This window comes from Listeria grayi DSM 20601, from assembly GCF_000148995.1.
GTDB lineage: Bacteria > Bacillota > Bacilli > Lactobacillales > Listeriaceae > Listeria > Listeria grayi.
This window is the reverse complement of the sequence record NZ_GL538352.1, coordinates 614,536-635,208: the sequence shown is the minus strand read 5'-3', so window position 1 is coordinate 635,208 and position 20,673 is coordinate 614,536. Positions and strand designations below refer to the sequence as shown.

Annotated in this window: 21 protein-coding genes; 5 read left to right on the top strand and 16 right to left on the bottom strand. The window is 41.7% G+C overall.

The genetic code is table 11. From position 1 onward, the window contains the following. The 6 genes from HMPREF0556_RS03285 to HMPREF0556_RS03260 form a co-directional block, all read right to left on the bottom strand. Positions 1-240 carry a metal-sensing transcriptional repressor gene (locus HMPREF0556_RS03285; RefSeq protein ID WP_003755488.1) on the bottom strand — a complete coding sequence of 80 codons (240 nt, stop codon included), beginning with the start codon at positions 238-240 and terminating at the stop codon, positions 1-3. A gap of 146 nt (positions 241-386) precedes the next feature. Then, positions 387-1,238: a YtnP family quorum-quenching lactonase gene (locus HMPREF0556_RS03280; protein ID WP_040486432.1), complete on the bottom strand. Its 852-nt coding sequence runs from the start codon at positions 1,236-1,238 to the stop codon at positions 387-389. Positions 1,239-1,295: 57 nt separating this feature from the next. Continuing rightward, on the bottom strand, positions 1,296-1,934 hold the full coding sequence (trmB, locus tag HMPREF0556_RS03275) for a tRNA (guanosine(46)-N7)-methyltransferase TrmB (protein WP_003755484.1): 639 nt from the start codon (positions 1,932-1,934) through the stop codon (positions 1,296-1,298). A gap of 6 nt (positions 1,935-1,940) precedes the next feature. After that, positions 1,941-2,720 carry a phosphotransferase family protein gene (locus tag HMPREF0556_RS03270; protein WP_040486431.1) on the bottom strand — a complete coding sequence of 260 codons (780 nt, stop codon included), beginning with the start codon at positions 2,718-2,720 and terminating at the stop codon, positions 1,941-1,943. 241 nt (positions 2,721-2,961) lie between these two features. Then, positions 2,962-4,395 (bottom strand): multidrug efflux MFS transporter MdrM, encoded by a 1,434-nt coding sequence (mdrM, locus tag HMPREF0556_RS03265; protein WP_050777004.1) that lies wholly within the window; start codon positions 4,393-4,395, stop codon positions 2,962-2,964. Between the two features lie 50 nt (positions 4,396-4,445). Further along, positions 4,446-4,886: a MarR family winged helix-turn-helix transcriptional regulator gene (locus HMPREF0556_RS03260; RefSeq protein ID WP_003755478.1), complete on the bottom strand. Its 441-nt coding sequence runs from the start codon at positions 4,884-4,886 to the stop codon at positions 4,446-4,448. 280 nt (positions 4,887-5,166) lie between these two features. Here HMPREF0556_RS03260 and HMPREF0556_RS03255 point away from each other — a divergent pair, with 280 nt between their 5' ends. Beyond that, on the top strand, positions 5,167-6,438 hold the full coding sequence (locus HMPREF0556_RS03255; RefSeq protein ID WP_003755476.1) for an MFS transporter: 1,272 nt from the start codon (positions 5,167-5,169) through the stop codon (positions 6,436-6,438). A 25-nt stretch (positions 6,439-6,463) separates the two neighbouring features. On the opposite strand, the gene dat is transcribed toward HMPREF0556_RS03255, so the two are convergent. The 3 genes from dat to HMPREF0556_RS03240 all read right to left on the bottom strand — a co-directional run bounded on the left by dat (position 6,464) and on the right by HMPREF0556_RS03240 (position 9,332). Further along, a complete protein-coding gene (gene dat / locus HMPREF0556_RS03250) occupies positions 6,464-7,339 on the bottom strand; it encodes a D-amino-acid transaminase (RefSeq protein ID WP_003755474.1) in 876 nt (291 codons plus the stop codon). A 94-nt stretch (positions 7,340-7,433) separates the two neighbouring features. After that, positions 7,434-8,846, bottom strand: coding sequence for a dipeptidase PepV (pepV, locus tag HMPREF0556_RS03245; RefSeq protein ID WP_003755472.1), 1,413 nt, complete (start codon positions 8,844-8,846; stop codon positions 7,434-7,436). A 72-nt stretch (positions 8,847-8,918) separates the two neighbouring features. After that, positions 8,919-9,332, bottom strand: coding sequence for an NUDIX hydrolase (locus tag HMPREF0556_RS03240; protein ID WP_003755470.1), 414 nt, complete (start codon positions 9,330-9,332; stop codon positions 8,919-8,921). Positions 9,333-9,439: 107 nt separating this feature from the next. Here HMPREF0556_RS03240 and HMPREF0556_RS03235 point away from each other — a divergent pair, with 107 nt between their 5' ends. Next, complete coding sequence (locus HMPREF0556_RS03235; RefSeq protein WP_040486430.1) at positions 9,440-10,267, top strand: NAD(P)H-hydrate dehydratase; 828 nt, start codon at positions 9,440-9,442, stop codon at positions 10,265-10,267. On the opposite strand, the gene HMPREF0556_RS03230 is transcribed toward HMPREF0556_RS03235, so the two are convergent. The 3 genes from HMPREF0556_RS03230 to HMPREF0556_RS03220 form a co-directional block, all read right to left on the bottom strand. Continuing rightward, positions 10,264-10,623, bottom strand: coding sequence for a hypothetical protein (locus tag HMPREF0556_RS03230; RefSeq protein WP_003755466.1), 360 nt, complete (start codon positions 10,621-10,623; stop codon positions 10,264-10,266). The two genes, HMPREF0556_RS03235 and HMPREF0556_RS03230, sit on opposite strands and share 4 nt — an antisense overlap. Positions 10,624-10,695: 72 nt before the next feature. Next, a complete protein-coding gene (locus HMPREF0556_RS03225) occupies positions 10,696-11,349 on the bottom strand; it encodes a phosphatase PAP2 family protein (RefSeq protein ID WP_050776982.1) in 654 nt (217 codons plus the stop codon). Positions 11,350-11,404: 55 nt separating this feature from the next. Beyond that, positions 11,405-13,018 (bottom strand): putative polysaccharide biosynthesis protein, encoded by a 1,614-nt coding sequence (locus tag HMPREF0556_RS03220; protein ID WP_003755462.1) that lies wholly within the window; start codon positions 13,016-13,018, stop codon positions 11,405-11,407. A 286-nt stretch (positions 13,019-13,304) separates the two neighbouring features. On the opposite strand from HMPREF0556_RS03220, the gene HMPREF0556_RS03215 reads away from it, so the two are divergent. Genes HMPREF0556_RS03215 through HMPREF0556_RS03205 form a run of 3 tightly spaced genes read left to right on the top strand, consistent with a single transcriptional unit; the run spans position 13,305 to position 16,327 of the window. Next, on the top strand, positions 13,305-14,063 hold the full coding sequence (locus HMPREF0556_RS03215) for an ABC transporter ATP-binding protein (RefSeq protein WP_003755461.1): 759 nt from the start codon (positions 13,305-13,307) through the stop codon (positions 14,061-14,063). After that, a complete protein-coding gene (locus HMPREF0556_RS03210; protein WP_003755460.1) occupies positions 14,060-15,964 on the top strand; it encodes an FtsX-like permease family protein in 1,905 nt (634 codons plus the stop codon). Before HMPREF0556_RS03215 ends, HMPREF0556_RS03210 begins: the two co-directional genes overlap by 4 nt. Beyond that, complete coding sequence (locus HMPREF0556_RS03205) at positions 15,965-16,327, top strand: YxeA family protein (RefSeq protein ID WP_003755458.1); 363 nt, start codon at positions 15,965-15,967, stop codon at positions 16,325-16,327. It abuts the gene before it with no gap. Between the two features lie 182 nt (positions 16,328-16,509). On the opposite strand, the gene HMPREF0556_RS03200 is transcribed toward HMPREF0556_RS03205, so the two are convergent. The 4 genes from HMPREF0556_RS03200 to trpB all read right to left on the bottom strand — a co-directional run bounded on the left by HMPREF0556_RS03200 (position 16,510) and on the right by trpB (position 20,673). Beyond that, positions 16,510-17,910 (bottom strand): sensor histidine kinase, encoded by a 1,401-nt coding sequence (locus HMPREF0556_RS03200; RefSeq protein ID WP_003755456.1) that lies wholly within the window; start codon positions 17,908-17,910, stop codon positions 16,510-16,512. A 1-nt stretch (position 17,911) separates the two neighbouring features. Further along, positions 17,912-18,601: a response regulator transcription factor gene (locus HMPREF0556_RS03195; protein WP_003755454.1), complete on the bottom strand. Its 690-nt coding sequence runs from the start codon at positions 18,599-18,601 to the stop codon at positions 17,912-17,914. A gap of 112 nt (positions 18,602-18,713) precedes the next feature. After that, positions 18,714-19,481 (bottom strand): tryptophan synthase subunit alpha, encoded by a 768-nt coding sequence (gene trpA / locus HMPREF0556_RS03190; RefSeq protein ID WP_003755452.1) that lies wholly within the window; start codon positions 19,479-19,481, stop codon positions 18,714-18,716. Beyond that, positions 19,474-20,673, bottom strand: a complete 1,200-nt coding sequence (gene trpB / locus HMPREF0556_RS03185) for a tryptophan synthase subunit beta (RefSeq protein ID WP_003755451.1) — start codon at positions 20,671-20,673, stop codon at positions 19,474-19,476. The genes trpA and trpB overlap by 8 nt, the downstream gene beginning before the upstream one ends.

Here is a 20,673-nt window from a genome sequence, read left to right as displayed (position 1 = left end):
TTAGCGTAAAAAAGTATCGATTTGTTTCCTGATTTTCTTTTCGTCTTGTTCTTGTGTGCGAATCCAGTTTCCAATTTCAGCTGCAAATAATTCTCTCGACACACCATCCAAAGCCTTTTTTACAGCTAGAATCTGCTGCTCGATCAACTCGATTTGACGTTCTTCTGTCACCATTTTGGAAACAGATTTTACGTGCCCTTCGATTCGAGCTAAGCGTTTAATGATTGGGTCTTTATCCATTATACCCTCCTCCCGTATCTATAACGTTATCCCCATACCCAGGATAAATAAACGGCTTTATATAAGCATATTATATCAATTTATTCTCTTATTATCTATATACCCCACAAAAAAAGGAGATCGCGGGGCAATCTCCTTTTCACTAGCTACCCTTTCCGGACAATTGGGAGCTCGTCAGTTACCGTTCCATCAGCATTGATTTTCACTGCACGATAATGTGCATCATGATAGGTTAAGAACCAGTAATTTGCGCCGCATGTTTGTTTGAATAAACGTTGTTTCGCGGCGATCGAATCCATTGGATAATCATCGTAGGCAGTGACCCATAGGACATTTTGATGCGCGAATGTAGGGAAAATATCTGCCATATGGATCGCTTTCTCTCCTCTTGATTCAAACCAGATCACAGCGTGACCATTACTATGGCCTCCGGTATGCTCCATCGTCACAGCATCATTACAACGGAAACGGTCATGATACGTCTGTATTTGCGACTGGATCGCTTCGTAATTTTCTTTCCAGTAGGTTGCCTTGGAGCGAATATTCGGGTGTTGCATCTCTTCCCATTCGATGTCGTTCACAATGATCGTTGCATTCGGAAAGACGGAATAGTAGCCCTCCCCTGCCGCTTTACCTGTCAGACCAAGCACATGATCAAAATGGAGGTGCGTCATCAATACAACATCGATTGCTTCTGGTTGGATACCAAGTTTCGCTAGATCTTCAAGCACAAATGATTCTTCTTCCACACCATAATTTCGTTTTTGTTTTGCCGTCAAACGATCGTTGCCAAGTCCGCTATCGATCAAGTAATTTTTCCCTTGGTATTCAAAAAACATCGGGTCCGTGTAGTTAAGGATCTGATTTTTCTCATTTGCTTGGTATTTTTTCTGCCATAATGGTTTTGGCACGACGCCAAACATCGCTCCGCCGTCAAAATTTGTTTTTCCGCCCCGTAGCCAGTAAATTGTGATATCACCAATTTTTATCGAATCCATTTTACGCACCCTTTCTCCATTAAAAAAAGAAGCTTTCGGCGGCTTCTTTTTTATTTGTTACTCAAATTTTGCTTCGAGCCGATAAATCGGGAAGCCTTTTTCCGAGAATTTTGCTTCATACTCTGTCATGATATTCCCTTCAAAGTCGCTTTTATGCAGATCGAGCGACAAATAAGTCAGCTGCAAAGGATATTCGGAAAAGGTCACAAGCGAATATTCAAACAATCCGCGGTTATCTGTTTTAAAATGAATGTCGCCATCCGGCTTTAAAATTTGCTTATAACTGTCTAAAAATTGCGGATACGTCAACCGTCGTTTCGCATGGCGCTTTTTAGGCCACGGATCAGAAAAATTCAAGTAGACCCGCGCAATTTCTGCATCTTCGAAATAATCCGTCAAATAAGCAGCATCTACAGATAGTAAGCGAACATTATCTACTTCTGCTTCCAGCACTTTGTCTAGTGCAGAAATAATGATGCTCTCTACGATCTCGATGCCAATATAATTGATCTCCGGGTTCTGTTTCGCCATTCCACTGACGAAGCTCCCCTTCCCTGAACCAATCTCAATATGAATCGGATGGTCATTTCCAAATAGTGTATGCCATTTCCCTTTATAGGTTTCGGGATCGGCGATACAGACCTCTGGGTGGGCAAGCAGTTTGTCTTTTGCCCAAGGTTTGTGTTTTGCGCGCATGTTTCGTTACACCTCATTATCTTCCATTACTTTTTGTAATAATTTTTTTGCCTCGTGCAATGTATCCGAGCTGGCTACTTGCATCAAGCGATGAAGCAGACCCGCCGTCGTGTACCATTTCAACTTCAGGTGGAGCTGTTTGGAGTAGTTTGTGCCATATACATGAAGCCATTCATCCCATTTTTCGCGTGGGATGTATTGATATAATAGAACTCCGATATCGATTGCCGGATCGGCAAGCTTGGCTTCATCCCAATCAACGAGGTACAAATCGTCTTCTTCGGAAACGATCCAATTTTTATGGTTGACATCACCGTGACAAACGACTAGCTTATCATCTTCCACTGCTCCGATATTTTCTTCTAAATAAGCAAGCGATCGATTGAAAAGCGGCTGTTCGGAATAGAAATCACTTTTTTCTTTGATTTGGTCCAAAATCGAAGAAGCGTTGTAAAAGCGTTGATCGATTCTAGCAAGCATGTTTTTTAAAGGCTCAGAATGATGGATTTTGGCAAGAAGTTTTGCAACGCGAGCTTCTTGCATATCGGCTTCAGAAAGGATATAACAATTGATCCATTTTTGGGCAGTCAATACATCGCCATTTTCTACCCTTCTTGTCCACATTAATTTCGGAACGATATTTTCTACAGAGAGCGCAGCTAAAAAAGGCGAAGAATTTCTTTTCAAAAAGAATTTTTCGTCTTCATTGGACACCATAAAAGCCTGACCAGTCTCGCCACCAGCAGAACTTATTTCATATTCTCTCCCAAAGAAATAATCTTTCATTGTCATACACACCTTTTGATTTTGCCTTTTCTGTTTTCTCACAGCTGCAAAAGGACTACTATTCATGATTTTACTTCTCTTGCGATTATGCGTCAAGTCAACATACGTTCGGGTTTTTCAGCAAACCATTTTAAACTAAAGCAGTAATGCGAGCAAGTCATTATTCAGGAGAAATTTATTTCTTTTTTGTTACCGAATTTATAAAAAAATACATCCCCTAGTAAAAGAGGATGTATTTCTATCAAGCTGTTTCTTGCGTATCTTTCGTAGCTGCTGTCGTTTTCGTGACGATTGGATCGCGGGTGGTATTTTTGATGAATAGAGATAAAATAACGGCAACCAACGAGATGATCGCAGCCACTAAGAAGGCTGTTTCGATTCCGTGGATCAGCACATGGTTGGCGATTTCTTGTTTTGTTTTACCGACCACATCGCTCGCCCCCAAGTTTTTACCAAAGTGGCTCGCACTTTTCGACATAACGGTAATCAAGAATGCCGTACCGATCGATCCGGCTACTTGTCTTAGTGTGTTGTACATCGCGGAACCGTGTGACGCCAGTTGAAGCGGCAATGCATTGAGTGCGGCAGTTTGAAGCGGCATCAGTACCATCGCCATTCCTAGTGAACGAACAGCTTGGACGATAGTGATATACGTCAATGTCGTGCTTTCGCTCAGATTCGTAAACATAAACGTCGCAACTGTCATGATCGTTAAGCCAATGATCGTCAAGTATTTCGCGCCGTATCGGTCAAACATGATCCCAGTAATCGGCGACAATGCCGCCATCATGACTGCTCCGGGAAGTAAGACGAGTCCAGAATCAAGCGGCGAGAATCCGCGGACAGATTGTAGGAAAATCGGCAGTAGCAGCATGCCGCCGAATAATCCCATAATAACGAAGAAGCTGATGATCGATGTGAAAGTAAATGTCGAACTTTTGAAAACTTTGAAGTTGAGCAAAGGAGTTCGTGCCCAATTTTGATAGAGTACAAAAATGAACAACACGATCAATCCAATTAGAATAAATCCGAATACTTTCAGTGTTAACCAGTCATGATCTCCGGCATTACTGAAGCCTAGCAACAAGCTTCCGAATCCGATCGTCGACATAATGACACCGAGCACATCCAATTTAGGGAAAGTACGTTTCCCAACATTTTTAAGTAAAAATGCGGCAACTATCACATCTAAAAGTGCAAATGGGATAATAATGAAAAAGAGATTCCGCCAATCAAACTGTTCAACGATCCAACCGGACAAGGTCGGTCCAATGGCTGGCGCAAAATTCATCGCCAGTCCGATCAATCCCATTGCTTTTCCTCGGCGGTTTGGTGGGAATAAATTTAAGATAACGACGGTCAAAAGCGGCATAACTACTCCGGCACCAACTGCTTGTACCATTCGGCCGACGATCAAGATCGGATAGCTAGTAGCAAACCCGCCGATCGTTGTCCCGATCGCAAATGCAATCATGGCAAACAAGTACAGCTGTCTTGTCGTAAAGCGCTCGATCAAAAATGCCGTCATTGGGATCATAACCCCGTTAACAAGCATAAAACCAGTAGAAAGCCATTGACCTTGGCTGGCAGTGATTTTAAATTCATTCATAATACTTGGTAAGGCTACGTTCATGAGCGTTTGATTTAAAATTGTTACAAAAGCGCCCATCAGCATAACAATCAATATACCATTTCTCTGTTTTGGTGATTCTACTATATTACTATTCAATTTGCAGATGCCTCTCTTTCTAATATCGCGATAATCTTACGGTGAGTTTCTAACATACTTTCTAATTCCGCTGCATCAATTTCCTCAATTGGCTTCAACCGTTTAAAAAACAGATCATACGTAACAGCGGCCTTTTCCTCCCCTATTTCCGTAAGCTCCAAGTTTAAGCAGCGGCGGTTAGTCGCATCGCGCGACCTTTTTAAAAATTCTGCTCTTACCAATCGATCGACTACCCCAGAAACTGTACTTTTTCCTAATTTCATCCGATCAGCCAGTTCCCCAAGCGTCAAGCTAGGTTCCCGCTTCAAAAAATTCAGTGCCATTAGCTGCGTGGTAGTGATGTCTCGTTTGCTTGCTTCTTCCGCAAAAAAATGCTGTGTTTTCTTCTGAACTTCCCGAAACGAGAAAATAATGTCACGAATAAATTGATCCTCCATTTTAATTCTCCTCCGAACTGTTCGCCTATAAACAGTTCGTATACGAACTGTTAACCAATAGAAATTATACACCGTTAAAACTAATTGTCAATGACTTTGAAAACTACATTTCTAAGTGTAAACGCGTTCATCATTGAAAATAGTGCGTTTATATTTTATGTAAAAATTTACATATGAATTAAAAAACAACTAAATTTAATTTGTTCCCGATTTTAAAATACGCTATACTAATAAATATCTGAACATTCTTGACATAACACTGAAAGGGACGGGTACTATTATGGAAGATCACGCGAAGCAATCTCAGCAGCAAGTTTTCAAATTTTTGTTAAGCATGCTGACAGGAAATTTGGGAAGTAGTATCTTGACCTTTATAATCGGCCTATTGATCTTAAAAAGTACCGATTCAGCGATTCAATTTGGGATCTCGCAAGTGATTGGTCCCTTAGTCGCGTTGTTGTTACTTCCTTTCACAGGCAGTATGATTGATAAGTTCGACAAAAAGAAAGTGTTGATCGCAGCCCAGTTTTTGAGCATTGGCAGCCTAGCAGTTTACAGCATACTTATTTACTTTCAAGGCTTTGATAACCTTATTTATACATATGTATTACTTATTTTCTTAAAAATATCTGATCAATTTTTAACCACCGGTTTTACCGCCGCGATCATTACTATGGTTATAGAAGAACACATTCAAAAATTAAAATCCTTTCAACAGATGTTGAGTGCGTTTATCATGATTCTCTCGCCCCTGCTGGGAGTCATGTTTGTAAATCTTATTCCGCTATACAGTTTCGTATTGATTGAAATCGGTTTGGAAATAATCGCTGTCCTTGCGATTTACTGGATCAATTTTCAGTTTATTGATGCTGCTTCCACAGATGAACCGCCGGAAGGGATTTTATTGATGTTCAAAAAAGGATTGTCCTTTGTCGGCAAAAGTAAAAAATTGATCTTCACCTTATTCTTCTCGATGATGATCAACTTTTTGTTTGGTGCGATCAATGTCGGTATTCCCTTTGTGCAGATCAATGTTCTCCATTTCCCCACTCATATTTATGGGATCACAGAAGCGATTCTTTCGATTGGCATGATATTAGCTGGTCTCGTATTATCCATTAGGAAAGCGATCAAACACCCGCTGCTAAGCACTTGGTGGATGATCAATATGTTTGGGCTGTTATTTATTTTATTAGGGGTCTTTTTAAGTTTTCAGCTCGATCGTTTCTACGCGATCCTCCTGATCAGCAGTTTTAATTTCTTGATTGGAGCTGTTATTACCTGGACAAATGTGCCACTGACGATCTGGATGACAAAAGAGATCCCCATCCAGCTTCAGGGACGAACGTTCCATCTATTGAATACCGGTGGTCAGCTCTTGACTCCGCTTGGGATCTTATTGTTCTCGGTGCTATTCGATTTTTATGCTAGCTTTATTATTTTTATTATTGCTGGTATTTGTATTTTACTGATAACGATTATTTATCCTGCAATTTTCAAGATCGACTTGCGCGACACTACATTGCTTACGGAAAAAGAAAAAGCCCGCTGAAAAAATCCAGTGGGCTTTTCCTATTTTATTGTTCAGGAACTGTTTCTAGTTCGCCACATTGTTCCACGATCAAGTCTACAAAATGTTCATGGATTTTCGCAGTAATAGCACCGCGTTTTCCTTCGCAGACCGGAACGCCATCGATCGCTGTAATTGGTGTTACTTCTAGCGTAACGCTGGAGATAAACACTTCATCTGCTTCTTTCAAGTCTTCGATAGTAAAAGCTTCTTCCTTCACTGGAATACCATTTGCACGAATCGCTTTTAAAATGCCTTGACGCGTGATCCCGTTCAAAATCAAATTGTCAGCAGGATGCGTGAACACTTCACCGTCTTTGATCATATATACATTGGAAGCCGAGCATTCGGTAACTTCACCATCGCGATGCAAAATCGCTTCCATTGCACCAGCACGATGCGCCCGATTTTTAGCCAGTACATTTCCCAGCAAACTGATACTTTTGATATCACAATGTAGCCATCTTGTATCTGGTTCTATGATCGCCGTTCCACCATCTTCGAATAAATGAGGATTGCGTGGCACTTCTTGTGCCGAAGCTGTCAAGATGCCCACTAAGGCAAGGTCATCTGGAATGATATGGTTGCGGGGTTGTTGCACGCCTCGAGATACTTGTAGATAAACATTCCCTGTGTCGATATCATTTTCTTTTACCAAATTTTCTAAAAGTTCCCGCAATTTTTCTTTGGAATAAGGAATTCCTAGTTCGATTTTCGCTGCACTCGCAAATAAACGGTCGATGTGCTCTTCAAATGTAAAGAATTTTTTATTATAAAGCCGAATTACTTCATAAACACCGTCGCCAAATTGATAACCGCGATCTTCAATATCCACAGCAGCCTTTGATCGATCAACTAATTTGTCATTTACTAATACTTTCACTACTTCTCACTCCTTAACAGCTTGTCTTCCTTTAATAAAAACCGCTGCAATACGTTAAATTATTGCAGCAGTTTAGTTTGAACAATTATACCGCTTATTCGGCTAATTTGTAAAGCGCTTCTGCATAAATCGCAGTCGCTTTAAGCAAATCTTCCAAATAGCTGAATTCATCTTTTTGGTGCATCGTATCTTCGCGTCCTGGGAACAATGCGCCGAATGCGACACCTGTTTCTAAATGACGTGCATACGTACCGCCGCCGATCGCAAGCAAGTTTGCTTCTTCGCCAGTTTGCTTCGTATAAACTTCTTGAAGCGTTTTGATAAGCGGATGATCTTTAGGGACGAACAATGGTTCCGAATCATCATAATGCGAGTATGAACCACTGTATTCAAGCACCACAGTTTCCATTTTATCTTTAAGATCGTCCATTTTTGCTGTTACAGGGTAACGGAAGTTCAAGCCGTATTTCCCGCCATCTTCCGGTGTGAAGCGGATGATGCCGACATTCATCGTCAATTCTCCACTTTCTTCATCTTCAAAACTGATTCCTAGTTTTACAGCGCGGGAATCACCAAATAAGTAATCGCGTCCAAAAGCAACAAAGTTTGCCGCAGCTCCGGAAAGTTTGAATTGCCCTAAAAAGGCAACTAGATGAAGGCCTGCATTGATACCATTGTTTGGCTCCATTGCATGTGCTGATTTTCCGACAACTGAGATCGTCACTGTATCTTCATTATTGGCGATCATTCCCTCAACATCATGATCAGCTAAGAATGTACGGAAAGCTTTATTAAGTGCTTCGTTATCTTTTACATCGGATAAAACCGCATCAGCATGATCAGGAACCATATTGTAACGAGCTCCAGACGCAAGACTTACTAAACGAAAATCGGCCTCATCGGTTTGTTCGCCTGTTTGGAAAGCAACGTCTAATTCGGAGATCCCTTTTTCCGCATGGATGATCGGGAATTCAGCATCAGGAACGAATCCTAATGTTGGCTGTGGTTCTGTTTCGAAATAACGTTCTACACAGCTCATACCGCTTTCTTCATCAGAACCAATGATTACACGGATGCGCCGGGAAATCGGCAATCCTAGTTCTTTAATTATTTTCAGCGCATAATAGCCAGCGATCGTTGGTCCTTTATCATCTGCCACACCACGTGCATACAATTTACCATCTTTCAAAACTGGTTCAAAAGGATCGTTGCTCCAACCGTCACCAACTGGTACGACATCCACATGTCCGAGTACGCCGACGATTTCTTCGCCATCGCCATATTCCACATGCCCTGCTACATGCCCTACTTCTTTGGTTGTAAAACCATCTTTATCGCCAAGTTCAAGCATATAATCAAGCGCGCGCTTTACATCAGGACCAAATGGTGCATCGTCCGTTTTCTTGCTATCGTCGCGCACACTCGGAATTCGAAGTAATCCTTTTAGATCTTCTAAGAATGCCTCTTTGCGGGATTCTACTTCTTTTTGCCAATCAATCGTACTCATATTATCATTCCTTCCTAATATATAGACATTTCTATTGTAAACTCTTTTACTGCTCCTTGAAAGTCTTAATCCTTATTTTTTCATAAAACTTTTGATTGCTTCAAAATCCCATCTTTCCATTCGGCTGGAAAAGACGAGATCGATCACAGCCAAACTTTCTTTTTCTAATGGTAAAAATTGGTAATCACGGTGTTCTTCTGACAAAATGATGGTTTGATCGGCTGGCATTTCAACTAGATAAATGACACCTGTGATCTGGTAATCAGGTTGAAAGTTTTCAAATGTGTCGTAAAGAATAAACGGCTGGACTTGCAGTTTGGTTTCTTCATAAACCTCACGGAAAAGGGCTTCGCCATGAGTTTCACCGAAATTCATTTTCCCGCCAGGTAGTTCATATATCTCTTCGGTCATGCCTTGTTTTCTTAGCACTAAAAATTTTCCGTCTTTGACGATCACTGCTTTTACAGCTGGAATAACTGGTTTCATTTTAGCAACTCCTTTTAAGCTTCTAATAAAATACTTTCTGCACCTTTTATTTTAGCGTGATAAGGGGTAAAATACAACGATAGGGTCAAAACTTGGAGGGAATGAAAATGAAAAAAATAACGCCAAAAGCCATTTGTACGTGGGTACCGCAGCGCGAAGATGATTCTTATAAAGGAGATTATGGGAAAGTCCTCATCATTGCCGGCAGCAAACGATACGGCGGTGCAGCGATCATGGCTGCAGAAGCCTGCGTGAAGAGCGGAGCAGGTCTCGTGACGGTTGCGACAGATGCTGTCAATCGGCCGGCACTTCATTCGCGACTTCCTGAATGCATGTTTTTGGATCACCAAGAATTAGATTCCTTGCGCGAACTGGTCCCGACTTTTGATGTCATTTTGATTGGTCCTGGCCTTGATCGAAATGAACTTGCAAATGAATTATTGACGCTGACTCTGCAAACTGCTGGAGAAGAGCAGAAAGTGATCTTGGATGGCGATGCACTATTTTTATACAGCAAACAGCCTACAAAAACGAAAGCCGCTTTGATTTTCACTCCGCATTTAGGCGAGTGGGAATATCTGCAGACTCTAACAAACGAAGATTCGAATGCGGGTCGGGCAGAAGAACTTGGCGGGATCGTGGTCTTAAAAAGCAATCGAACGACCGTATATACCCCTGATGGTGGTGTTTGGCAGAATATTTACGGCACACCAGCAATGGCTACCGGCGGAATGGGTGACACATTGGCCGGTATGATTGCCGGTATGATCGGTCAAACCGAAAAATTCGCACATGGTGTGCTGGCTGCGGTTTTTCTGCATAGCTATATCGGTGAAATTTTAGCAAAAAAAAGATATGTTGTTCTGCCAACTGAGATCGCGGCCAGTATTCCGACCTATTTGAAGATTTTCAGTGAAATGGAAGAACAACTTTAAGCAAAAAAAGCACGTGACGCTAATCGCCACGTGCTTTTTTTTATATTTTCTCTTTCGATCCACCCGATCCGCGAATCATCGGAGGTATAAGCCAATACCCAAATTCGATTATCGGCAGTTGCCCGCTCCTCGCGAACGATCAATGGCGTACCTTTTTCAGCCCGTTTTTCTTCACAGCTTCCGCCGATCTCTGTATATATTTTTGCCCGTTTGGCCACTATTCCCGTGTAATTTATTTTTTTACAAACAACTTCTTTTTTGGTAGCACGATATATTTCTGGAACAAGGCTGACCAATACTAGTATACAAAGAAGAACTGCACTGTAACGTGCTACTGTTTTCATAACACCCTTCATTCTGCCACCTCTCTTGTTGCTTCACCTTACTTATCAGTATACCGAATTTCATTCCCCAAAGCTGTGTCTTTTTTATGAACTTTTAAAGAAATGTGGTTTTTTTTCGCGAAACCAGTGCAGAAGGCTGCTTGATAAAATAACGATACCAATGCCGAACAGAAAACCTGCGGTGATATCTGAAAAATAATGGACACCAAGATAAACGCGGCTAGCCATTATCAAAAGGATGAGTATGATCCCGCCTAGCAATATCGTCCATCTGATCCACTGCTTGCGGATAAACAGCAACAAACAAACCAATAACATTCCATAAAAAATCGTTGAACCAGAAGAATGACCGCTCGGAAAACTATAGCCACCTTCGGGGATCAATTTATAAGCTGGACGGGGACGCTGGATCGTATGTTTTAAGATAGACGGAATGACTGCCGCTCCGATCAAGACAGTCAATCCGAACCAAATACCGATCGTATAGTGTTTTGCTAGAATAAATACAGCCATCGCAATAATCGTCAGCCAAGTAATAAATGTCACCCCACCAATATTCGTCCAAAAAGCGACTACATCGATCCGTTGTTTTGTGAAACCGTGCCGCAATAACTCGTTTCCAAATCTATCATAGCCGCTGATCCAAGTCGCATGCGTCAAGACACTGATCAGAAAGATACCAAATATCAGAAAAGCGGCTCCGCTGATTCCATATGCGATATAGCGTTTATTTTGCATGCTTTTACACCTCTTATTAAGAAATAAAGCACCTCCCATGAGAAGTGCTTTGCTTTTATTTGATTCCTAATTTTTCCCGTACTCGCGTGCCACGCGGTCCGAATAACTTGTCTACTAAATGAAGGCGCATCGAGATATAGCCATAAACAGCCGCTCCTGCGACACCACAGATCACACAGATCAAGAATGCGGAAAGCTTATGATCCGGACTAATGCCGAGAGACGCGAGGTAATAAACGGCTTTTACCACGACCGACATCACAAGCGTCATCATGATAAACAAGACCGTCCGCCGAAATGTCTGCTTAAAGGAAAACTGGACATATTTTTTGATAATCACCAGCATGAAGATACAAGACACGAGATAACCTAAGCCCGTTGCCAAGATCGAGCCTTTCGCTTCAAATAACATGATCAGCGGCATTTGCAGCACTGATTTTGTTAATAGCCCTACTAACAGCCCTAATACAGTAAAGCGCTGTTCATCGATTCCTTGCAACACTGCCGCTGTTACCGCGAACAGGGAGAACAAAATGGCAAATGGTGCGAAAAATTGTAGCAGCTCTGTTCCATTGTCGCTTGCATTGAAGAACACAGTAAATAATGGTCGTGCTAGTAAAGCGATGCCGAAGCAAGCTGGAATAGTTAGAAAAAGGAGAATCTGAAAAACGTCATTCAATTGTCGCTTCACATAATCATATTGTTTTCGAACATATGCCCCAGTTACAAGCGGTACTAACGCCATAGAAAAGGCGATCGCAAGTGTTCCAGGTATCATAATCAATTTTTGTGCATCAAAGTTGATGATCGCGACATACGTATTTACCAATTTTTCGCTAACACCGATGTACTCCAGTACTTGACCTAGTGTAAACTGGTCGATCAATTGATAAAGAGATGTTGCGGAACCCACAATGATAAAAGGAATAGCTGATAAAATAATGTCTTTATATAGCCGCGGTATCGAGATATGTACTTCCCCGCGGTCTTCTAATAATGTCCTGTCCAAGCCAGGCTTTCGTTTCACAAAGTAAAAGATCAACAAGATCAAACTGGCAAAAGCCCCTATAAATGCGGAGAAAGTTGCGACACTGACTGCATTTACCACACCACCGTCCATCACATACATGACGATAAATGTACCAATTAATAGGAAAACGATCCGAGCCACTTGTTCCAATACTTGTGAGACCGCTGACGGTCCCATGGAATTATATCCTTGAAAGAATCCTCTGAGTAAACTCATTACAGGAATGATAAGCAAGGCAAAGCTCACTGCACGAATAACTTGGATACCATCTTGCAAGCTGTAGCCGCCTTTTAGCTGCTGCATCCTTGCTAGCGTTGGCGCCAGCCCGTACATCGCCAAGAAGCACACGATCCCCGAAACGATCATTAAATAGATCCCCGTTCGGAACAATCTTCTACCTATCATATACTCTTCCATTGCATTGTATTTCGCAATATATTTCGCGACTGCTAGCGGAATCCCTGCTGTAGCGACACTTAAAAAAAGTTGATATGGTACATACCCGAAATTATATAATAATGCCGGTTTATCGCCTCCGATAATCCAATAAAAAGGAATGACATACACGATGCCGAGTACTTTTGAAATCAGTGTACCTAGCGTTAATATAAACGTGCCTCGTAGCAGTTTTGAACCCATGTTTTAACTTCCTTTACCAAAAAATAATCTATCTTAAATACTTTACCATTTTATCTTCTAAAAAAAAAGCATCTTTTTCATTTCTTATGCTGTTTCCATTCTGTTTGTGCGCATTTTATCACAAATATTTTTACCCGTATATCTACTAGATTTTATCATATAGCATTTTCTTAGAAAAAGCGACTTTAATCCTTTTTTAAAAGTAAGCTTTATGTAAGGTTGGAACAACAATGACGTAAGGTTGCCCCACTATACTTAGGTTATCAAAGACAAGGTGGTCATAAAAATGAAGCATTTATTAGAGGTTGAACAGTTAAATAAAGTATACGGTAAAAGCGATAATCAATTTCGAGCGCTGAAAGACATTTCTTTTACCATCCAAGAAGGTGAATTCGTTGGAATAATGGGGCCTAGCGGTGCTGGGAAATCGACACTACTTCATATTTTAGCAACGATCGATCATGCAACTAGCGGTACGATCACGCTAAATCAAAAAGATATCCAAACATTGAAAGAAAGTGAATTAGCCGACTTTCGGCGCGATCATCTAGGATTTATTTTTCAAGACTACAATTTGCTGGATTCCCTGACCGTTCAGGAGAATATCCTCCTTCCCCTTGCGATTGCAAAGGTTACGGCAGCTGCTATCCAAGAACGTTTAGATGCGATTTTGGAGTTACTGGGGATTGCTGCGTTGAAGGATAAATACCCCTATCAGATCTCCGGCGGGCAAAAACAGCGTACAGCTGTTGCGCGGGCGATCATTACGAAACCATCGCTGATTTTCGCAGATGAACCAACGGGAGCGCTTGATTCCAAATCTGCAACTAACCTATTGAACAGCTTGTTCCAACTAAATCAAGAACAAGACGCGACGATCATGATGGTTACGCATGATGCATTTGCAGCGAGTTTCTGCAGTCGTATCCTTATTATTAGTGATGGCGAATTATCACATGAGCTACTTCGCGGTTCACAGCGCCGAGAAACCTTTTATCAAGAAATTCTTGAAACGATCGCACAAATGGGAGGCGAGCAGAAATGACTCTCTTTACGCTTGCGAAACGGAATGTCAGCCGTAATTTTTCGCAATACTTCCTTTATATGCTTTCGATGGTAGTGAGCATTGCCATTTATTTTACTTTTGTTGCGTTGAAATACAGCGACAGCGTAGCTCAAAAAATGACAACTTCCACGAAAGTAAGTGCCTTGATGGGCGGAGCTTCTGTTATTTTACTGATTTTTGTAGCGATCTTTATCTTCTATTCTAATTCTTTTTTCTTGAAAAAGCGTAAGAAAGAGGTGGCGCTATATGCGTTACTCGGGCTAAGAAAGCGCCAGATCGGTAAAATGCTATTTTTTGAAAACTTATTGATTGGTCTGATCGCCTTAATTATCGGAACCGCACTTGGCTTCTTGTTCTCCAAAGGATTTGCAATGCTACTGCTCGTTTTTATCCATAGTTCGGAAACGGTCAGTTTTACCTTTTCACTAACTGCGGTCTTGCAGACAGCACTTGTTTTCTTTCTGCTATTTTTCATTACTTCTTTGCAAGGCTACCGCTTGATCTATCGCTTTAAACTGATTGAACTTTTCCATGCAGAGGGAAAAGGCGAGTCGATGCCGAAGCCTTCCTTGTGGTTGGCACTGATTGCCATCCTCTCGATTGCGGCAGGGTATTATCTAGCGTTAGAGAATATCTTGACCTCAAAATGGTGGGAATTATTCGGCATGTTGACCACGCCGTTACTGATTTTAGTGCTCGTGATCGCTGGCACATTTCTCCTTTTCCACAGCTTAGTCGGCTATTTCTTTATTTATATGAAAAAAGCACCGGCTTTATTGTGGAAAAATCTGCGACTCATCACGATCTCCCAATTGGCCTACCGTATCCGCGCCAATGCAAGGATCCTTACAATAATCGCTGTTCTAAGTGCAACGACGATCACAGCAGGCGGCGCGATTTTTGGCATTTACTATAATACGACCAGTTCTGTAAAAAAAGCAGATCCAAATACGCTGATGTTCACAGCAAACGCCGCTCTCAACAAACACGCCGATGCTATTTTAAAACATCCGACCTATGACATGATCATCCCAGTGGTGGAAGCAAAATTTGAAGCGAAATCGATCAATCAAAATGCGGAGGATGAACGTATTTTGCCTGTCATGGCTGTTTCTAATTACAATCAACTCGCCGGCAAACAACACAAGCCGCGTCTCCAACTAACGAAAAATAACGGCCTTATGCTGGATAGTGCTTATGACAAACGCTTCTCGCCGGATTATACCAATAAAACCATTACCAGCAAAAACCAAACAATCAAGTTACAAGGGTTCCGTACCAAAACAGTCTTAAATGCAATCAGCGGATCCAATGCCGTTATTGTCAGCGATACTGCTTTCAAGGAATTTCAAGCCAAACATCAAACGACTTTCATCCGCTTGATCCAAGATCCGCTTTTGAAAGCAGATGATACCAAAAAATTGCACAGCTTTATCACTGCGAAAACACTGTTTAGCAGCCAACCGGAAGATATCCAATCTAGCTTTGAAGGCATCGGCGTCATGCTGTTTATCGGTAGCTTCCTCGGCATCGTTTTTCTTATTGCCATGGGCAGCATTATTTACTTTAAAGTGCTGACAGAAGCGGAAGCAGACAAAGAACAATATCTGATGCTTTTCAAACTTGGAAATAACATCCAAGCATTACGAAAAACGATCGCTGCTCAGATCGCCGCCTTTTTTGTTATCCCACTGATCATTGGGCTAGCACATAGTGCAATCGCGCTAAAAGCTTTCTCCGCATTGCTAGGTGTGCAGTTGTTCCTTCCAATCATGCTGTGGATGATCGCCTTTACAGTCATCTATATTCTGTATTATTTCGCAACTGTCCACGCTTATATGAAAGTCATCAAACAAACCATTCGAACGGAGGCTATTTAAATGAAAAAAACATTATGGATCATTATCGGAATCTTACTGGTTCTTGTCGTTGGGGCTGCGGCTCTTTTATCGGTCGACTTCAACCGCTTGGGAAAGCAGGCTTATTACGCAGAGATCACCAAAAGCGATCACATCACAGAGGATAAAGACGCAAGCGGAGTGGTGTACAAAACATATCATTATAAGTTGCCTGCCTATGATAAAAACGGCAACAAAAAATCACTCACTTTCACTGCTTCTAAAGAATTGCGCAGCCACGCTTTTCTGAAGCTCTATGTCAAAAAAGCAGATCGCGTGACTTCTTATGACGAAGTAAAACAAAGCGAATTGCCGGATAAGGTTACAGCTAAATTAATAAACTAAGAAGAAAAACACCATTTCAATCATTATTTTACTGTTTTCAGCTTGGTGAAAAATGATTAGATTCTAGGCAAAGCCGAGTACCGAAGCGGAGCGTACTTGTGACGCGTGAATCGGAACGCAGGCTTTAACGACGAAGATGAGCGTTTTTCGCCAAGCTGACAGCCCTTTTAGGAGGGCTGTTTTTATAAGTAGATATTCAACTTCGTACCGCTTCCTTCTTTACTGGTCAGTTCGATCTCGCCTTGATGTGCTTGGACAATATCGCGAGCGATCGCCATTCCTAGACCTGTTCCATAATTATTTTCTGTATTGGTCCCCCGATAATAGCGTTCGAATAAAAAGGGCTGTTCCCTAGCTGGTATGCCTTTTCCATTGTCTTCTATCCGAATTTTGACCCGATATGGTGATTCTGCCTTTTCCACTTGGACTTGCACTTGCACATCTTCCTTATTATGAAGCAGGGCATTGTAAATAATATTTAACAAAGCTCGTTTGATCAATTTTTGATCGATCGAAGTTTCAATATTTGTTTCCTCAGCTATAAATTCTAGCTCTGCGGCTTGAAATTTCGGATCATTCAGCAATTCAATGACCATTTCGCGCATAAAACTTACCATATTAGTAGACTGCTTGGTAAGCGATTGTGCTGGATTTTTCAATTTTGTGGTTAAATTCAAATCATCGATCAGTTCTTGGATATAAATCGATTTTTTCTCAATGATCTGCGTATATTCTTTCAGTTCTTCTACTTTAAGCGTTGCGGCATCTTCTTTGATAAATTCTGCATAGCCGCGAATCGATGCCATCGGTGTTTTCAGATCATGAGAAATATTGCGAATCCAATCTTCCCGCATTTCTTCTAACTGTTGGCGCTGCTTTTCATAATGATCAAGTGTTGCGGCTAAGTCATTGACATTATTGAATACTTCTGCATAAACCCCTCTTGGGATCGGGAGCTGTTTGTTGAACCGTCGTTTTTGAAGCTGTCTGATTCCTTCGATCAATTTATAAAGTGGTGCTGCCAATCGTTTACTGAAAAAGAAGCCCACTAATAAAGCAATCAGCAAATCAACAACTAGAAAGAACAGCAAGACCTTATTAGAAAGCAGAAATAAACTGTCTTTATTCAAGTTGAAAACGATTCGTTGGTTTTTCGAATCTGCCACACCTACCATATAAGTGAGCGATCCTTTTTGACCAAAATAAGTCGTCGTCTGTGCATCTACTTCTTTATATTTATATTGTTGAACGATATCGATTGGCGCATAAGCAGTCGGTACTTTTTTTGGCTTTTTGTAACTGCCTACTTCTTGCCCGGCTTTATTCAAAAATTGGACCCATGCTTTTCTTTCCGTCAGCTTCTTCTTACCACTTGCATCGAGAACAGGTTTGTCGTCTTTTAACTGGATATGTTTTTCAAGCGCTCTTGTAAAATCTTCGGCTGATTCTGCTTCCTTATTTCCCCAATAGCCAGAGGCACGGGTAATAAAAAAACCTACTGTCAGAATCGAGTTGACGAGTATAACGATCAGCACGACGGTAATAATGGATAGCACAAATCGACTTGTTAGACGCCATTTCATTTTAAATATCCCTTATTAGGAATTTATATCCTAATCCTTTCACCGTAATCAGATATTCCGGTTTTGAAGGCTGAGCTTCGATTTTTTCGCGCAACCGGCGAATGTGGACCATCAATGTATTATCTGCACCTAAAAAAGTTTCCTGCCAGACCCGTTCAAAAAGTGTTTCTTTACTGATGATCTGGTTAGGATTATGCATGAACACACGCATCAATGCGATCTCTTTTGCAGTCAGTTCCAACGGTTCGCCTGCTTTTCGCAGTTCTGTTTCATTGTCATTGAACTGAAATGGGCCGACCTGTAGTGCTTTTTGTTGCGGGACGGTAAAATTAGCACGGCGAAGATGCGCTTTGACGCGGTAAGCAACCTCTTTCGGGCTGAATGGCTTCGTAATGTAGTCATCGCCGCCGATCGCTAATCCTAGCAGTTTATCGATCTCTTCTCCTTTGGCCGACATAAATAAAATCGGTACAATGGAAGTTTCGCGGATTTTTTTGCAGAGGTCATAACCTTCTCCATCTGGCAGCATGATATCCAGTAACACAAGATCCGGCTTTTCAGCTTCAAATTTTGTATAGCCTTCTGCTAGATTTTGCGCGATAGAAATATCCGAAAGCCCCTCTTTTTCCAATATTCGTTTCAAAAGCAGGGAAAGTTCTTTTTCATCATCAACAATCAATATTTTTTCCATAAGTCACCTTTTCTATGCTTTTTTCGCTACTTAAAATATAGCAAAAATACCCACTAATTCCTATTGAAAAAGCAAGCATTCCTAAAAAAGGGAATGTTTGCTCCTTTCCAACTTATTTTGTCGCCTCTTCTAGAAATTGCTGAACTTCCTGCTCTTTGTTTTCATGGAATAGTTGCACGAACTTGCTACCAATCACGACGCCATCACAAATCGCATGGAAATGTGCGACATGTGCTTGGGTCGAGATTCCGAAACCTGCTAATACCGGAACCGGACTAACACGTTTCAATTGTGCAAAATGTGTTTCTAATGTATCGGCAAACGCTTGGCGCTGACCAGTGATGCCATTTACTGTTACCGCATAAATAAATCCTTCTGCTTCGGAAGCGATCTCTTGCATCCTTGCTTCGGAACTAGTAAGTGAAACGAGCGGTACTAAAGCGATATCTGTATCCACCAACAAATTACTGATCAGCTCTCTGTGTTCATAAGGTAGATCTGGAACGATCAATCCTTTTACTGGGGTCGTTTGAATAGCTTGGATGAATTCCTTGATGCCATATTTGAAAATCGGATTGATATAACTCATAATAACGAGCGGAAGCTTCACGCGGCTGGTCTGCAAGGTTTGCAGGATCACTCGCAGAGATACGCCGTCTTGCAAGGCGCGTAATCCGGCTGATTGGATCACTGGACCATCTGCTACCGGATCAGAGAATGGAACGCCGACTTCAATCGCAGTCGCCCCGCTTGCTTCTAATAACTGTAGCTTGGCTTCCAAATTTTCCAAACCGCCGTCTCCAGCCATGATATAAGGAACGATCACGGCAGTTCCATTTGCTTGTTTGTCTCGAATCGCTTTTGTCAGAGGTTTAGTCATGTTGTTCACCTTCCAATCGGTCTTTGATTTGACTTACATCTTTATCGCCTCTTCCAGATAAGCAAACAACGATCGATTGCTCAGGCGATAGTTGACCAGCTAGTTCAACAGCGTAACTGATCGCATGCGAACTTTCAAGTGCCGGAATAATGCCTTCTGTTTTGCAAAGCAATTGAAAAGCTTCGACTGCCTGTGCATCTGTAACTGATACGTACGTAGCTCTACCAAGCGTTTTGAAATAACTGTGCTCTGGTCCGATGCCGGGATAATCCAGTCCAGCAGAAATCGAAAATGCTTCTTGAATCTGCCCGTTTTCATCTTGAAGCACGTCCATCAATGCCCCGTGCAGAATTCCTTTGCTCCCTTTCGTCAGCGAAGCCGCATGTTTTTCCGTATCTAGTCCAAGTCCAGCAGCTTCCACACCATACATTGCCACATCCTTATCATTGACGAACGGATAAAAAAGCCCCATTGCATTGCTTCCTCCGCCAACGCATGCTACCAATGCATCCGGCAGTTTGCCTTCCGCATCTAAATGCTGCTGCCTTGCTTCGGAACCGATCACACTTTGGTAATCCCGAACGATCTCAGGAAATGGATGCGGGCCTAAAACAGAGCCCATCACATAATGCGTATCCTCTACATTCGCGACCCAATATTTCAGCGCTTCATTGACTGCATCTTTCAGCGTACGGCTCCCAGCTTTGACACTTACAACTTTCGCACCTAAAAGCTCCATGCGGAAAACATTCAGTTCTTGTCGTTTGACATCTTCTTCCCCCATAAAGATCGTACAATCCATTTTAAATAAAGCAGCTACAGTCGCAGTTGCCACGCCGTGCTGACCAGCACCAGTTTCTGCCACGATCTTCCGTTTCCCCATTTTTCGCGCTAATAAAGCTTGTCCTACTGTATTATTGATTTTATGGGCACCGGTATGATTGAGATCTTCTCGTTTTAAATAGATCTTCGCTCCACCGCTATGTTTTGTTAACTGTTCAGCAAAATAAAGCGGTGTTTCCCGGCCTACATATTGTTTTAAATAATAGTTCAATTCTTTTTGAAAGTCGCTGTCTTGTTTAGAATCCTCATATGTTTTTTCTAATTCTTTTACAGCTTTCATTAATGTTTCCGGGACAAATTTCCCACCAAACTCACCGTAAAAGCCATCTTGATTTGGTGCTTGATACAT